The organism is Micromonospora sp. PRAS1 (genome assembly GCF_059553435.1).
On the sequence record NZ_JCANNB010000011.1, the window covers coordinates 122,413 to 137,530 of the forward strand.

Annotated in this window: 10 protein-coding genes; 5 read left to right on the plus strand and 5 right to left on the minus strand. The window is 73.8% G+C overall.

The window, feature by feature from the left end:
- The first annotated feature begins 5 nt into the window (after positions 1-5).
- Complete coding sequence (locus AC507J_RS13220) at positions 6-503, plus strand: hypothetical protein (RefSeq protein WP_496289431.1); 498 nt, start codon at positions 6-8, stop codon at positions 501-503.
- Positions 500-1,318 (plus strand): hypothetical protein, encoded by an 819-nt coding sequence (locus AC507J_RS13225; protein ID WP_496289432.1) that lies wholly within the window; start codon positions 500-502, stop codon positions 1,316-1,318. The genes AC507J_RS13220 and AC507J_RS13225 overlap by 4 nt, the downstream gene beginning before the upstream one ends.
- A gap of 13 nt (positions 1,319-1,331) precedes the next feature.
- Here AC507J_RS13225 and AC507J_RS13230 read toward each other — a convergent pair whose 3' ends face one another.
- Both AC507J_RS13230 and AC507J_RS13235 read right to left on the minus strand, forming a co-directional pair.
- Positions 1,332-2,273: a zf-HC2 domain-containing protein gene (locus AC507J_RS13230; RefSeq protein WP_496289433.1), complete on the minus strand. Its 942-nt coding sequence runs from the start codon at positions 2,271-2,273 to the stop codon at positions 1,332-1,334.
- Between the two features lie 67 nt (positions 2,274-2,340).
- On the minus strand, positions 2,341-2,910 hold the full coding sequence (locus tag AC507J_RS13235) for a sigma-70 family RNA polymerase sigma factor (RefSeq protein ID WP_496289434.1): 570 nt from the start codon (positions 2,908-2,910) through the stop codon (positions 2,341-2,343).
- 384 nt (positions 2,911-3,294) lie between these two features.
- Here AC507J_RS13235 and AC507J_RS13240 point away from each other — a divergent pair, with 384 nt between their 5' ends.
- Entirely contained in the window at positions 3,295-4,935 is a 1,641-nt protein-coding gene (locus AC507J_RS13240; protein WP_496289435.1) for a ricin-type beta-trefoil lectin domain protein, read from the plus strand.
- 66 nt (positions 4,936-5,001) lie between these two features.
- Here AC507J_RS13240 and AC507J_RS13245 read toward each other — a convergent pair whose 3' ends face one another.
- On the minus strand, positions 5,002-6,486 hold the full coding sequence (locus tag AC507J_RS13245) for a S8 family serine peptidase (protein ID WP_496289479.1): 1,485 nt from the start codon (positions 6,484-6,486) through the stop codon (positions 5,002-5,004).
- A 240-nt stretch (positions 6,487-6,726) separates the two neighbouring features.
- Here AC507J_RS13245 and AC507J_RS13250 point away from each other — a divergent pair, with 240 nt between their 5' ends.
- Complete coding sequence (locus AC507J_RS13250) at positions 6,727-8,757, plus strand: hypothetical protein (protein ID WP_496289436.1); 2,031 nt, start codon at positions 6,727-6,729, stop codon at positions 8,755-8,757.
- Here AC507J_RS13250 and AC507J_RS13255 read toward each other — a convergent pair.
- Both AC507J_RS13255 and AC507J_RS13260 read right to left on the minus strand, forming a co-directional pair.
- Positions 8,736-10,346 carry a hypothetical protein gene (locus tag AC507J_RS13255; RefSeq protein ID WP_496289437.1) on the minus strand — a complete coding sequence of 537 codons (1,611 nt, stop codon included), beginning with the start codon at positions 10,344-10,346 and terminating at the stop codon, positions 8,736-8,738. The genes AC507J_RS13250 and AC507J_RS13255 overlap by 22 nt on opposite strands.
- A 105-nt stretch (positions 10,347-10,451) precedes the next feature.
- Positions 10,452-11,693, minus strand: coding sequence for a ricin-type beta-trefoil lectin domain protein (locus AC507J_RS13260; protein ID WP_496289438.1), 1,242 nt, complete (start codon positions 11,691-11,693; stop codon positions 10,452-10,454).
- A 538-nt stretch (positions 11,694-12,231) separates the two neighbouring features.
- Here AC507J_RS13260 and AC507J_RS13265 point away from each other — a divergent pair.
- Entirely contained in the window at positions 12,232-15,048 is a 2,817-nt protein-coding gene (locus AC507J_RS13265) for an AfsR/SARP family transcriptional regulator (RefSeq protein WP_496289439.1), read from the plus strand.
- Positions 15,049-15,118: the final 70 nt, after the last annotated feature.

Genomic DNA, 15,118 nt, shown 5'->3' on the forward strand with positions numbered 1-15,118 from the left:
AACCGATGCCACCGCCGCTCCCCCGCCCGCCCTCGGACCCGGCCAGCCGTAACCCGCGCCGGGACCGGCGGCACCGGCCGACGCCGCCGGCCGTGACCGGCCCGCCGCCGGGTGTGGCGCTGGCCGCCGCCCTGGCCAGCGTCCGTCGGGTACCCGCCGCCGAGACGCGCTGGACGGACCAGCCGCCGGCCCGGACGACGGACCCGCCCGCCGTCGAACTCGACAATGCCTTCAGCCGCGCCAACCGGGCCGGGGCGCTCGCCGCGAAGGAGTACCTCGACCACCGCGCCACCCCGGTCGGGCATCCGGCGTACGAGAAGGAACGGCACGAGCGGAACTGGACCAGGGTCGAGCACTCCCGGCTGCGCACAGCGGCGCTGGCCGGTCAGCGGGTCGCCACCGCCGCACACCTCACCAGCGTGCGCGGCGCGGCTCGGGCGGGTCGGCCGGTCGGCCTCCCGACGCCCGGCAGCCCCCGCCGCCGGCAGGTACGCGCCCGATGAGGCCGGCCGCCACCTTCCACGGCACTCCGGCACCGCCTGAGGCGCCGGCACCGGAGCGGCACCACAGCCTGCCGCTCAATCCGTACGCGGCAGCGGCAACGGCGTACCCGCCACCGGACGCGGCCCCGCAGTTCACGGACTCCTTCAACGGCAATCGGCCGGTGTCCCCGCCCGGGTTGGCCAGCGCGCACGAGGGGTTGCGCCGCAGGTCGACAGTTGTCACCCGTCCTGCCGCGCTCGCCGAGAGGGCAGTCGAGTTGGGCGTGTACGCCACGGAACCGCGCCACGGCAGCACAATCGACCCGGACCGGCCGAGCACCCGCGAGGCGGACCAAGCCGCACAGCGGGCCGGATTCCGGAGCCTGGTCGACTTCAAGCAGTTCCTGATCGAGACGCTGCCGCCCGGTGCGGAGTTCATGGCCGGTGCGACAAGCACCATCGCCGGCCTCGTGGAGGGCTGGGCGGCCCGCAGCCTGAACATCACCTCCGCGGTGGCCGCCGGCCTGAAGTCCGGTGCGGAGTTCATCGACGCGATCGAGAAGGGCGACTATCCGAAGGCCGCGCTGCAGGGGCTGAATCTGATCGGCCTGGGCCTCAACATCGACGGTGCCGTGCGGAACCTGCCCGCGTTGACCGCGGCGGGCGGACTCGTCGGCACCGGTGCGGGTTTCGTGAACTCCGTGGTCGAGCAGCGCAGGGCGGCACGACAACGGTCGCCGCATCTCGATGTCGAACGTCGGGGCTCCGGTCAGGGGGCGGGTACGGCCGACCCTTCCGGCAGCCAGCGCCGGCAGTCACCGCCGCGATGGCGCTGACCACTCGGCGCGATCAGCGTGGTGCGGCCGGGCCCTGGGAAAGCGGCGCCGTCACGATCGCGGAGCCGTCGACCAGCCCGACCGTGATGAACGACAGCTGCTCGACGGGGAGCGAGGTCTCGCCGGCCACCTCCTGCGGCCCGGACGAGGCGGTCCAGTCCCGGACCACATGGGTGGCGCCGTCACGGGTCACCGCGAAGAGCCGGTACTGGATGCCCGGCCGCAGGCCGGTGACCGTGATCCGGATGGTGGCGCTGCCCTCGTCACCGGCGATGATGGCGACGGAGAGGCTCGCGCCGTAGCCCGGCGCCTCGCCCGATGCGGTCAGCACCGGCTCGGAACCGGCATTCCACTGGTTGACCGCCACCACGCCCCCGGCCAGGGCGAGCGCGAGGACGGCTGCCGCACCGGCCCAGACGAACCGCCGCCGCCGACGCGATCCGGCCGCGGACGCCGGACGGGCAGCCGGGCCCGCCGGACGGGCACCGGCGGGACGCCTTCCCACGGGTCGGGCACCGGTCGGCCGGACCGGACCAGCGGGCTGCCCGGCGTCGCCGCGCTCCCGGGTCACCGCGCCGGAGTCGGGCCCGCCACCATCGGTCGGAGCGGCGGGCGCCGGCGCCTCAGGGGCAGCCGGTGCGGGCGGCTCCAGGGCAGCCGGTGCGGGCGGCTCCAGGGCAGCCGGTGCGGGCGGCTCCAGGGCAGCCGGTGCGGGCGGCTCCGGGGTAGCGGACGCGGGTGGCGGCGGGGTGGCGGGTGGCGGCGACCAGTCCGCCGCGCCGAGCCCGGCCAGCCCGCTGATCGAAGGGCCCACCGTGGCCGCCTCGTCGAGGCACTGCCAGCAGCCGGCGAGATGTTCCTCGAACGCCTCGCGCTCCGCATCGTCCAAGGCTCCGAGCAGGTAGAGGGCCAACCTCTCCCGCTCGGCCGTGGCATGCTCCCCGCCTGCGCGCATCCAGCCCTCTCCTCAACGGGTCGGCACCACGCGGTGTGTCCGTCTGCTGTCCCGGGCGACCTTGGGATCAGGGCGACTCGGTAGAGCCGATCGCGGCGTGCAGGGCGCGCACCGCGTAGAAGGCTCTGGACTTCACCGTACCCTCGGGTATCCCCAGCCGCACCGCCGCCTCGGCCACGGATGCGCCCCGGTAGTACATCTCCAGCAACACCGCACGGTGTTCCGGGCTGATCTTGCCCAGCGCGAGCCGCACCGCGTGGACGTTCACCACCCGCTCCATCTCGTCGTCCGAGGTGGGCACCCGGTTCAGGTCCGGCAGGCTGACCTCGGGCGGCCGGGCCTGCCGGGCCCGCATCGCGTCGATCGCCACGTGCCGGGCGACCGTGTAGAGCCATGGCGCGATCTTCGACGGGTCCGCGGCGAGCGTCTCCGCGTGCCGCCAGGCACGCAGGAACGTCTCCTGCACCAGATCCTCGGCCAGATCCTGCTGACCGAGCAGCAGTCGGGTGAGGAAGCGGTGCAGGGGCCGGCGGTACTCCTCGACGACCTGCCGCAACAGGGTCTCGGCGGCGGACGGCTCGACGGCGGGACTGTCCGAAAGGCACGGTCCAGCCGAGTCGTTGGGCACCGCCGACACAGGCCGCCTCCCTGACGGACGGATCGCATCCTGCCGGCCGGGCGGACGCTGCGTACCGGCGTCCTCGCGGCCCTGAGAGCGAGCATAGCCGTACCGTAGACGGAACGTGCTGGGCAGGTGGCTGGCACGCCCAGGGTCGCGCCGGGACGCTGCGTCCCGCGCGGACCGTACCGGGTGGTCATGGTCACCTCCACTGTCGACGGCGCTGCTCGGCGCCCGGACCGCGACCTGCCGGAAAGGCCGCGCTGCCCGGTTGACGGCTGCGCACCCGTTCCGGTTCACCGCCAGGCCGACAATCCTGACAAGAAAATTCGCGGCCAGGGTGAACGCCGGGTGGTTGACATCCGTCACGACAGGTGTCGCTACGCCGAAAGGGATGGCCCCGTGACAACCGACCTCGTATCCATCAGGTCCAGACTCGGCCGGACGCCGCGCAAGATCGTGGCGGCCGTGCTGGCCGGACTGGCGGTGCTCTCCGCCGTCGTCGCCACCATCAACTGGGGGGTAGCCTCGGCCCGCGACGACACGGTGATCGGTGAGAAGGTCACCGAGAAGCAGTTGACCGCCATCGTCGCCGCCGCCCGATCCTGTCCGGTGCTCACTCCGGCGCGGATCGCCGGGCAGCTCATGGCCGAATCGGGTCTGGACAACCGGGCGCGGCAGACCGCCTCCGGTGGTCAGGGCATCGCCGGCCTCGACGCCGACGACTGGAAGACCTGGAAGCCCTGGCCGGACGCCCGCCGCTCGGACATCTCGGCGAGCATCCTGGCGCTCGCCCACCAGATGTGTGACTTCACCGGCCAACTCCGACTGGCCGGTGTCTCCGGGGACCAGTGGCGGCTGGCGGTGGCCGCCTTCCACACCGGGCTGCCCGCGGTCACCGAGGCGAAGGCGGTGCCCGCCGACGCCGTCTCCTACGTCGACCTGGTCAGCGGCTACGCCGGGTACTACGGGCAGCTGAAGCAGTTCGGCGGAAGTGGCAACCCCGCACCGACCGCCCCGCCGCCCAACGACGCGAAGGGTATCCCCGCCGAGTACGTGCCACTCGTCGTCACGGCCGGGTCGGTCTGCGACCAGGTGACGCCACCGATGATCGCCGCCCAGTTGATGGCGCTCTCCGGGCTCGACGCCAACCTGCTCGGTCCGGCCGGGCAGCGCGGCATCGCGCAGTTCCGCCCCGACGTGTGGCAGGCGTACGGTCCCGAGGGCGGCTCCGCCTGGGACCCCACGGTGGCGGTTCCGACCCTCGGCACGGCAATGTGTGAGCTGGTCAAGGAGCTGTCCAGCCTCGACGGCGACCCGTACCTGCTGGCGCTCGCCGCGCACCGCAACGGTCCGACGGAAGTGCGGCAGACCGGCGGCTCCGTCGACCCGGGCACCGAGACGCACCTGCGCGCGGTGAAGGCCCTCACCGACCTCTACGCGCTCGACACCCGGCTCAGCCGGCCCGCGCCGGCCGAGCCTCCCTCTCCCTCTCCCTCCCCCTCGACCGCGCCCTCGTCCGAGGCGCCAGCCCCGGAAGAGACCGAGTCGACCAGCCCGCCCACTGCCACCCCGGAACCGCCGGCCGCCGAGCCGGAGCCAAAGCCGACCACGGCCAAGCCGAAGCCGCCGGCCGAGCAGCAGCCCGCCCCGAAGCCGGTCCGGCCCGCTGGGGCGAAGCAGATCTTCCACCCACGTACCGGGCTCTGCGTCAGCTCCGGCAAGACCGGCGACGGCACCCGGCTCACGCTGAAGACCTGCACGGAGGACCCGGCCCAGTGGTGGGACTTCCGAAAGGACGGGACCATCCGCTCCCGAGGTCTCTGCATGGACATCGCCTGGGCCGGCTCGGCGGACGGCACCGCGATCCAGGTGGCCGTCTGTAGTGGCAACAAGGCGCAGAACTGGCGGCTCAACGACAAGGGCGGCATCATCAGCGGGCTCAACGGCAAGTCCGTCGACGTGGACATGAACGCCAACGGCAAGCCGCTGGAACTCTGGATCTACGTGGGCAACGCCGAGCAGACCTGGCGAAAGCGCTAACCCACCGATCCAACAAAGAGGGGGTACGGGCCAGCAGGCCCGTACCCCCTCTTTTTCCGCGTCCGGTCAGCCGAAGGCGCGACGGCGGCGCAGCAGCTGGAGCGTCAGGAAGGCGCCCCCGCCGACAAGCGCGAAGCCGAGCAGGACGAGAGCGCCCAGGCCGCCACCGTCGTCGCCGGCGCCCGCTCCGGTGCCGACCGGCTGCTCACCCTCGATCGGCCGGGCGACCGACGCGGCCGGGTTGATCATGCCGGCACCGTACCTGGCGTCGGGGGTGTCGCCACCCACCGCGTCGGCGGTGCCCTGGATCCGCTGCTCGACCTGGACGGCACTCAGTTCCGGATAGGCGGCCCGGACCAGCGCCGCCTGCCCGGCCGCGATCGCCACGGCGAAGCGGGTGCCGGTGTAGCTCAACGCGCCGGCCTTCCCCGGCCCGATGCCTGTCACGTCCGCACCGGGCGCGACCACCTCCACCGTGTCCGGCTGGTACTCCTCGACCAACCCGTTGTCGGCGCCCACCCCACCGACCAGCAGCAAAGCGCCGGTGGCGCTGGGTTCGCTTGGCGACGGCAGGGTAACCGGCCTGGTCGGTGCGGCGGCCACCACGACCACGTCGTGGTTGAGCGCGGTGGTTAGCGACGCGGTGACCGCCGGGGCGGAGAGGTCCACGTGGGAGCCGAGCGCCAGCACGGAGGCACCCGCGCTCACCGCGACCTCGATGGCGTTCGCCGCGTCCGTGGCCCGGCTCTTACCCGACGTACCCACCATCCGGACCGGCAGGATCGTGGCGTCGGGCGCGAGACCGGCCGGGCCGTTCTGGGCGCCCGCGTTCGCGGCGATCAGGCTCGCCATCGCGGTGCCGGTTCCGAGGCAGTCGGTGTCGCCGCGACCGTTTCCGACGGTAACGTCCGCGCCGACCGCGACCCGGCCGCTGAGCTGTTCGAGGTCACCGTCCACCCCCGAGTCGATGACGGCGACCATGACGCCGTTACCCCGGCTCAGGTCCCAGGCACCGTCGGCCGCCAACCGCAACTGGGCCCAGTCCGAGCGACCGCTCGACGCGGCCACGGCGGTGCAGTCGGTGCCGCCCTTGGTGCCCTTGGGTGACGGGCTGGCGCTCGGACTGGGGCTCGGGCTGCCGGAGGGCTGCGCGGAGGGCTGCGCGGTGGTCGGGGACGCCTTCGGGGTCGGTTTCGGCCCGGCCGGAATCTGCCCGTGCTGCACCCCGTCGCCGACCGCGTCCCACGGCAGCACCAGGTACCAGCCACGGTTGAGCCGGGTCGGGTCGGACAGGCTGGCCCCGTCCGGCTGCACCCGCCCGGCGTTCAGATTGTAGATCTCCGCGGACCGCTCACCGCTGCCGAGGAACCGGAGCGCGATCTCGGTGAGGTTCTCCGGTTGACCCTGGTACGCGGCGGTGACCACGTAGTACTTGACGTATGCCTGCGGGTCCGGCGGGGCCTTCTGGGCACCCGCCGTACCGGCCATGGCCACGACCAGGCAGCAGGCAACCGCTACGCCCGCGAGCAGGCGTCCAAGGTTCGGTCGCATTGCCAGCACTGATGTTCCTCCTTCAGTAGCCCGCGGCCGATCAGTGCGGCCGACACCCTCTACAGCGGATTCGGGCCGCGTACGTTCAATCCGAACAGCAGATCGTTCGAATTTATCTGAACCAGAACGCGATGATCTGCGTCGTGAAGACGTACGGGCCACGGGACCAGGTGATGCGATGGGTCGCGGGCCGCCACGGCCGGCAACCGAGCGGACGGTGGTGAGGAGCGCATGCAGGCCATGCCCACGACGGTGGACGGGGACATCGGCAAGGCACCGGCAACCAGCCGCTTCGACCCCCGCCGGCACCGGCGCATCACCGGACTGTTCGACCTGTGGCTGGAGCCGGGAACGCGCGGTGGTCTGGTGCTGCCGCTGAAGCCGGACCGGCCGGTCACCGCGCGGGTCATCGCCGACCTGGTCCGCCGCTCCGGCGAGGACGCCAACGACGTACGGATCCTCACCGCCGACGGTGCCCGCCACAGCGAGTTGTTCAGCGAGGTCGCCGGGCTGCTCGCGCACGACGTCCTGGTGAGTCCCGACGGCGCGGAGATCCGGCATCACGACCGGCAGGGCGGGAACGGGCCGCTGCACGCGGTGCCGCTGGACCGGCGAACCCGCCGGGCCCGGGACTGGATCGTCATCCAGCCGCCCGAGCTGGCCACCCCGCTGCCCGGCTGGTTCACCGTGGAGCGCGGTCTGGTCCGCCCCCGCCGGGGCGTGGTGGGCCTGCCGCTGCGCGGCGGGGTCGTCCTCGCCACCCGGGCCGACTTCGTCACCCGGCGGGCCACCGCGCACCGGCTCGGCTCGGCCTCGGACGGGCTGGTGACCGTCGCGGTCACGGCACGGGCCGGTGGCTTCCTGGTCGGCGACTACGGCGGCACGCAGCGGGTGTACAGCGGCGGTCAACTCGCCGCCCTCCTGGGCGACCTGCCGCTCTACGGCATCGACCTGCGGCTCTGGCTGACCTGGCCGTCCGACCCCGACGAGCAGCAGCGCCTCGGTACGCAGGCGCAGGAGCTGGCCGAGACGACCGGCGCCACCGTCTGGACGCCACCACCGGGCGGCAGCGCGGAGCTGGTCGACGGCCGGAAGGACCTGCGCGCACTCGACTACGCGGGGCAGCCCGCCGGTTGGCAGGCGCACCGGCCACGCTTCGCCGCCGCGCCACCGGCACTGCGGACCACCCCGGACGGCCTGCTCCTGCCGGCCTCGGCCCGCCCCAGCATCACGGTGAGCAACCCGACCGCACCGAAACCCGAGCCGGAGTCGGAGCCGGAGCCGGCCGAGCCGAAGCCAGGGCCGCAGCCGGAGTCGGCCGAGCCGAGAGCGGCCGAGCCGGGGCCGGCCGCGCCGGTGCCGCAGGTCGAGGACGGGCCGCGCGAGCCGGCCGACGTTCCGGCGACGCCACTGCCCCGGCCGGCGCTGACCACCGAGGACCGCCGGGCGGCGGCCTACGGTCCGCCGTGGCTGAGCGCGGGGCAGCAGGTCAACGCCGAGGCGTTCGAGGCGTTCGTCGTCTCGTCGGTCGACGCCCGGGAGGTCGCGGACGGGCTGCCCAGCGCCGAATTGTTCCTGCTCGCGTTCCTTGATCCCCGCTCGGTGCCGGAGGGTAATCGGCTGCTGCGGGTCCGGGTGGGACCGGGCGCTGCGATCCCGATGTCGGTACTCCGGGCCCACCTGCCCGCCCGCCTGCAACACCTGCGCGGCCTCCGGGAGGCGTACCTGCTGCCGGCGGCGCGCCTGGACCGGATCTCCGCGGTGGACACCTTCGACGTCGACCGGGCCGGCCAGCTGACCCCGGCCGGCGAATGCGCGGACGGAGCGTTGCGGATCCGCTCCTCCCCCGGCCGATCGATCGCCGGCCTGCCCAACGACGTACGGCGCTGGCCGAGCTTCGGCTCCCGGCGCGCGTACGCCCTCCTGCCGGCGGAGCACGTCCGCCTGCCACGGCACTGGCTGCGCCTCTACCGTCGCCAGCCGGCGGTCCGGCCGGGCCGGCTGCTGCTGGAGCTGCGGGTGCCGAGGAACCGCGCCATCGACGTCACGTCAACGGCCGACCTGCTCGCCCCGCTCAACCGGCTCCGCTCCCGGGCGGAACCGCTGCGCGCCGCACAGGTGGAGTTGATCCTCGGCAGCCGCTCCTACCGGCGGGTGCGGGTGTACCGCGCGTACCGCGCCGAGGCGGGGATGTGGCGGCGCGTACCGGAGCCGGGCAAGGGTCCGCTGTCGACCGTCGTGCCCCGGCATCAGTCACCCGTGCCGAGCTGAACCGACCACCGGCCGTGGGCGACCCGGCCGATCACCACCGGTATGCAGCGGCCACCGGCTGCCAGTTCGCGCATCCCGGCCGCCAGGCCCTCGGGCAGGCCCGCGGTGATCACCACGTACGGGTCGGCGCCGCCCTCGTCCGGAGTCGGGAGCCGGGTCAGGCGACGGCAGCCGTCGAAGATTTCGGCACCGAGTGCGTCACCGACGACGGCGACCTCGATGCCCGCCGCGTGCAGCTGCCGGGCGTACGCGCCGGCCAGCCGACGGCACTGGGTGACCTCGCCGACCAGGGTGAAGACGTCGGGTGCCCGGCCGAGGTCCACCCGCAACCGCCACGGTCCGTGATGTCCCAGCACCAACGGCACGGCCGCCGGTGGCGCCGGCTCGTCGTCGGCGAGCCAGGCGTAGGCGGGCGTGGTCGGGCCGGTGGTCACGCCGGCCAGGCGGACCAGGATCGGACCGGTCTCGGTGCGGGCGTCCGCCCGGACGTACGGCACGTCGCCGTCGGCCGGCAACGCGGGCCGGGGCGGGGCGCTGATCTCCGTACCCCCGGCTGCGTCCACCGCATCGACCGGTCCCGTCCCCGGCGGCGGCCCGGCCGGTGCGCGGGTGGGCGCCGCGCCGGCGAAGGGCGGCCACTCGGGCGGGGGCGCCGACGGCGCGGTGACCGGCGGCGGGGGTGACGAAGGTGCCGGAGGTGGGGGTACGGACGGCGCGGTGACCGCCAGCGCCGGCGGAGGCGGTGCCGTCGGGGATGGGGGTGGCGGGGGTGGTGGAGGTGGTGCCGTCGGGGGTGGCGGGGGTGGCGGTGGCTCTGCCAGGGCGGGCGGAGGTGGCGGCGGGGTGGCCGCCGCGCGGGCCTCGAGTTCGGCCGGGGTCGGCGTGTGGTGTCGTTCCGGCGGCCACGGTCCGTCGTCGAGCGTCACCGAGCGCATCTGGTGCACCCGCCGGGGCAGCACCAGCAGCGCGACGACGGCGAGCAGCACCGCGAGCACGCCCGCTCCGATCCGGACCAGTCCGGGACTGAACAGACCCGGACCGGAGGGCCCGGACCGCGGCGGAGGTGCGGCGGCGGCCGGGGCCGCCGGATCGTCCGCCGGGACCGACGTGACCGGGCTCGGGGACGCCGGCTGGGTCGGGGCGCTGGAGGTGGGCGGTGCCGCACTCGGCGTCGGTGCCGCCGGGGAGGGCGTCGCGGTGCGCGGTGACGGCCGGGGGGTCGGCGGCCCGATCGCCGGAAGCGGACCGGTACGCACTCCCGGCCCGTCGGCGTCGCGGGGCAACACGAGGATCCAACCGGGTGCGAGTTCGACGCCGTCGGTGAAGGTGGCTCCGTCGGGCTGTGCCCGCCCCCGGTTGAGGTCGATGATCTCCCGGAACCGGTTGCCGTTGCCGAGGGTGGTCAGGGCGATGCTGTACAGGTACTCCCGCTGGCCGTTGACCGGCGGACCGACCACGTAGTACTTGCCGGTGTCGTCGGGTGCCGCCGTGGCCGGTGTCGCCGGGATCAGCGGCCCGAACAGGACCGCCAGCAGCAGCGTCAGCGCCCACCAGGGCGTTGCCGCCCGCTCCGGACCACCTGACTTCATTCGAATCCTTTCGGGTCGTGCCACGGCACCTCGCGCGGCGAGCCGGCGGGGAGCGCGGGACCGTCGGTCCGGCCGCCCGCGCCCCGCGCCGTCCGCCCGGGCTCGTCAGCGGCCGACCGTACGCCAGGTCTGGTTGTCCTGTCCGGGGTTGCACTCCCAGATCTGCAACGGAGCGCCGTTGCCGCGATTCCAGTCGCGTACGTCGAGGCACTTGCCCGAATGCGGGTTCCGCACCATCTCCCGCTCGACGACCCAGACCTGCGCCGGGCCCCCGTTGCAGTGCGCGAGTTGTACCTTGGCCCCGTTGTCCTGCGACGCCCAGGCGACGTCCATGCACTTGTCGAGCACCACCAGCGAGCCGTTGGGTCCCCGCTCGAAGCGCTGGGCCGGCGTGCCGTTGCACCTCCAGAGCTGCAACTGCGCGCCGTCGGCCGAGACGGCACCCGGCACGTCGACGCACTTGTCCACGTAGCCGCGCAGGGCGAAGCCGCCGCCGCCCTGTGCGGCCGGCTGGTCGGCGACCGGCTGGTTGGCGGGCTTCGGCGCCGACGCGCCGCCGTTGCGGAAGGTCACCACGAAGTCCGCACAGCCGGGGCAGGCGAAGACGGTTTCGTTGCCGGGCACCTTGTCGTGCGTGGACCACAGGTACGCCCGTGCTCCGAAGGGACGCAGGGCTGCGGTGTAGGCGCTCTCGGCGTCCCGGTTGGGGTTCACGCAGTTAACCCGGTCGCCGCGGCCCGGATCGCGTACGGCGTGTGCCTCGGGGCAGGCGGCCAGCAGTTGCCCGCCCGAGCAGTCCCACCTGACGCAGCTGCCCGCCACCGGGTTGGGCGGACCACCGGGCGCCTCGATCGTGATCGTCAAGGACAGTGCGTCGACGTAGCTGACGTTGTACCAGGGAGCGGCGGGGTTGTTCTGGTCGAAGTTGAACTCGGCCAGGCTCACCGGCTCCGCACCCCGCTCGCATCGGTCCGGAAAGGGACCGCAGTCCCCCACCATGCACTTGAAGGTGCTGCCCGGCTCGCCGCTACAGCGTTGCCGGGCGAAGAACCGCCCGCGCCAGTGACCCGGCTGGCCGTCGTCGGGGATGACGACGGTCTTCGACTCACCGGGCCGCAGGACCGGCAGTCCGGTGATCCGGCGCGAGCCGTCCCCGCTCTCCCCGGCCCCCACCCAGAGGGTCTCGCCGGTCGCGTTCACGAACTTCACCCGCTCCCCGGCGACCGCGTCCGAGCTGCTCGACATGACCACGATCAGGCCGAGCGCGAGCACCACGACGGTGAGCAGCGCGACTCTCGTGCTCGTGAAGGCTCGGCGGATCGGGGACGGAACAGCGCTCAGTGTCATCAAGCCCTCCATCGGCCTGGCAGCGGACGCACGAGGTCCGCGGGCGTACGCGGCAGTTGCACGCCCTCATGACGGCGCTGGACGGCTGCCGGTTCACCGGCGGCAGGGCAAGCCGAGCAAAACTTTCCCGCGTGGACTTTCCGGGGCCTGCCGTTCGGCGCCGAGGAGGCGCGATGGCCCAGGCGCCTCGCCCACCCGCTGCGATCCGGCAACGCCCCCGGTGGGGTCTGGCTCTTCCCGTCCGGTACGGCGGACGACGGCGGGCCGCTGACCGGGAAGAGCCTCCCGGCCCGGAGTAGCCGATCGACGCGCTGGTCCGGACCGTCGGCCATCCCGACGCCGACGGTCCAGCCCAGTACGCCGACCAGCGCGTGCCGCACGCCCCCCATGGCGAGTGGATCGCTGCCGCCCGAAACCCCCGAAAAGCCGCAATCCGGGAAGATCACCGACCCGGCGGCGATGGTACGGTTGCCCGCGTATCAACCGCGCACAATCGGCGTACAAAGTGAATGTCTTCGTTCGTCGGTTGGGGTGACTGATGCTGCTCCGCTTCGACCTTCTCGGCCCGCTGTCGGTGTCCCGGGACGGCCGTCCGGTCGAACTCGGCTCGGTGAAGCAGCGGCTGCTGCTCGCGCTCCTGCTCGCCCGATCCGGCGAGGCGGTTCCCGCCGACGAACTGGTAAACGCGCTCTGGGGCGACCAGCCACCGGCGTCGGCCGGCGCCAACATCCGCACCTACGTGCGCGGGCTAAGGCAGGCACTCGACCATGACGGACGGATCGTCACCACCGCCGGTGGCTACCTGTTGCGGGTGGAGCCGGACGAGCGCGACCTCGACCGGTTCGACGCCGCCGCCGCCCGCGGGCGCGACGCCCTGGCGTACGGCGATCCCGCGCTGGCCGAGGCCGAGCTGACCGAGGCGCTGGCCCTGTGGCGTGGCCCGGCGCTGGCCGGACTGCCGCTACCCAGAGCGCTCTCCCGCTGGGTCGAGCAGGTCACCGAGCGGCGGCTGCTGGCCGAGGAGGAGCATGCCGCCGCGAAGCTCGCGCTCGGCGCGTTCGCGCAGGTGATTCCCAGGCTGCGCGCCCTGCTCGAACGGCATCCGCTCCGGCAGCGGGCATGGGCGCAGCTGATGACGGGTCTCTACCAGAGCGGTGACGTGGCCGGGGCGGCGGCAGCCTTCCGGCAGGCCCGGCAGGTCCTCGCCGAGGAGACCGGGATGGATCCGGGGCCCGAGCTGACCCGCCTGCACGACGACATCCTGCACCACCGTTCCCCTGCCGCCGGGCCGGTGTCGCGTCCCGACCACCGGGCGGCTGGGCGGGGTCGTACCCGCCCGGCCCAGCTGCCGCTGGCCACGCCCGACTTCGTCGGCCGGCAGGCGCAGCTCGCCCGCCTCGACGCGGCGGTCGAAGCGGTGCGGAACGGGCCGCCCAAGGTGGTCATCACCGCGATCTGCGGGATGGCCGGCATCGGCAAGACCGCGCTGGCGCTGCACTGGGCGCACCGGGTGGCGGACCGCTTCCCGGATGGTCAGCTCTACGTCAACCTGCGCGGGTACGACGACGGCGAGGCCGTCTCGCCGGCCGACGCCCTGCTCGGCTTCCTCGAGGCACTGGACGTGCCGCTGGCCCGGATGCCGAGCAGCACGGACGCCCGGACGGGTCTCTACCGGAGCCTGCTGGCGAACCGCGAGATGCTCATCGTGCTCGACAACGCCCGCGACGCCGGCCAGGTACGACCGCTGTTGCCGGGCGCCGGCCGGTGCGTCGTCGTGGTGACCAGCCGGGATCAGCTCAGCGGCCTGGTCGCCGCCGAGGGGGCGCGGCTGCTCGCCCTCGACGTGCTTACCGACGCCGAGTCGACGCACCTGCTGCGCGGCCGGATCGGCGGCGACCGGCTCGACGCCGAGCCGGCCGCCGCGACCGAGATGATCGAGGCAGCCGGTCGCCTGCCGCTCGCCCTGTCGATCATGGCGGCGCGGGTGGCCACCAGACCCCGCTTCCCGCTCGATGCGATCGCCGCCGAGCTGCGTACGCCGGAGACCCGGCTGGAGGTCCTGGCCGACGGCGACGTGCGGCGGGTCTTCTCCTGGTCGTACGCGGCGCTGAGCCCGGACGCGGCGCGCCTGTTCCGCCTGCTCGGCCTGCACCCGGGGCCGGAGCTGAGCGGGTCCGCCGCCGCTGCGCTGCTCGGCTGGCCACGGGCCGCGCTCACCCCGGTGCTCAACGAGCTGACCCGGTCGCACCTGCTGACCGAGCATCAGCCCGACCGGTACGCCCTGCACGACCTGCTGCGTTCCTACGCCGCCGAACTGGCGCAGGGGGCCGGGCGCACCGACGAGCGACACGAAGCCCTCCACCGCCTCTACGACCACTACCTGCACAGCGCGTACCCGGCCGGCCGGCTGGTCCAGCCCCAGTGGTCACCGGTCACCGTGCTGCCGGCCCTCGCCGACAACGTGCACGTGCCGATGGCCGACCAGGATGCCGCGCTGGCCTGGTTCGCGACGGAACGCCTCGTGCTGCTGCGGGTGATCCGGCAGGCCACCACGACCGGCTTCGACGCGTACGCCTGGCAGCTCGCCTGGGCGTTGACCACGTTCCTCGCACCCCGTGGGCTCTGGCAGGACCAGCTCGTGGCGCAGCAGGCCGCGCTCGAATCGGCGGAACGTCTCGGTGACCTGGCGGCCCAGGCCACGGCCAACCGGCTGCTCGGCCGGGCCGCCTACCGGCTCGGCGAGTACGACACCGCCGGTGAACGCCTCCAGCGGGCGATCAAACTGTACGAACACCTCGACGACCCGGCCGGGCTGGCGCAGACCCTGCACAACTACACCGAGCACTGTTTCGTCCTGGGCCGGCGCGAGGAGGCGTTGACGCACGCCCGGGAGGCGCTGCGGCTGTACCGGCTGGCCGGCAACCGGGCGGGCGAGGGCCGGACGTTGAACGCGATCGGCTTCATCCACGCCGTCCAGGGCGACCACCGGCAGGCCATCGCCGACTGCACGGCGGCGCTGACCCAGCAGCAGCTGATCGACGACCACAACGGCCAGGCGGCGACGCTTGACAGTCTCGGTTTCGCGTACCACGGGCTGGGCGAGCACGACCGGGCCGTCTCCTGCTACGAGCGCTCCGTCGAGCTGTTCCGGGCCTCCGCCGACCGCTACCACCAGGCGGAGACCCTGGTCCGGCTCGGCGAGACCCGGGCCGCGATGGGCAACCCCGCTGCGGCCACGGCGGCCTGGCGCCTGGCGGCGCTGATCTACGACGAACTGGGTGACCCGGCCGCCGACGACGCCCGGAACAGGCTTGCCCGGCTCGGCCGGGCCGCCGCCGACCCGACGCGGGACTGAGCACGCTCGCCCGACGGCTGTGGCGCGCCGCCGGTTACCAATCGGACATCGTGGACCACTAGCATCCTGC

Bases quoted from the DNA above. Each gene is read 5' to 3' on its own strand.
- AC507J_RS13220 (WP_496289431.1), top strand. From the start codon at position 6: ATGCCACCGCCGCTCCCCCGCCCGCCCTCGGACCCGGCCAGCCGTAAC.
- AC507J_RS13225 (WP_496289432.1), top strand. From the start codon at position 500: ATGAGGCCGGCCGCCACCTTCCACGGCACTCCGGCACCGCCTGAGGCG.
- AC507J_RS13230 (WP_496289433.1), bottom strand. From the start codon at position 2,273: ATGCGCGCAGGCGGGGAGCATGCCACGGCCGAGCGGGAGAGGTTGGCC.
- AC507J_RS13245 (WP_496289479.1), bottom strand. From the start codon at position 6,486: ATGCGACCGAACCTTGGACGCCTGCTCGCGGGCGTAGCGGTTGCCTGC.
- AC507J_RS13250 (WP_496289436.1), top strand. From the start codon at position 6,727: ATGCCCACGACGGTGGACGGGGACATCGGCAAGGCACCGGCAACCAGC.
- AC507J_RS13255 (WP_496289437.1), bottom strand. From the start codon at position 10,346: ATGAAGTCAGGTGGTCCGGAGCGGGCGGCAACGCCCTGGTGGGCGCTG.
- AC507J_RS13260 (WP_496289438.1), bottom strand. From the start codon at position 11,693: ATGACACTGAGCGCTGTTCCGTCCCCGATCCGCCGAGCCTTCACGAGC.
- AC507J_RS13265 (WP_496289439.1), top strand. From the start codon at position 12,232: ATGCTGCTCCGCTTCGACCTTCTCGGCCCGCTGTCGGTGTCCCGGGAC.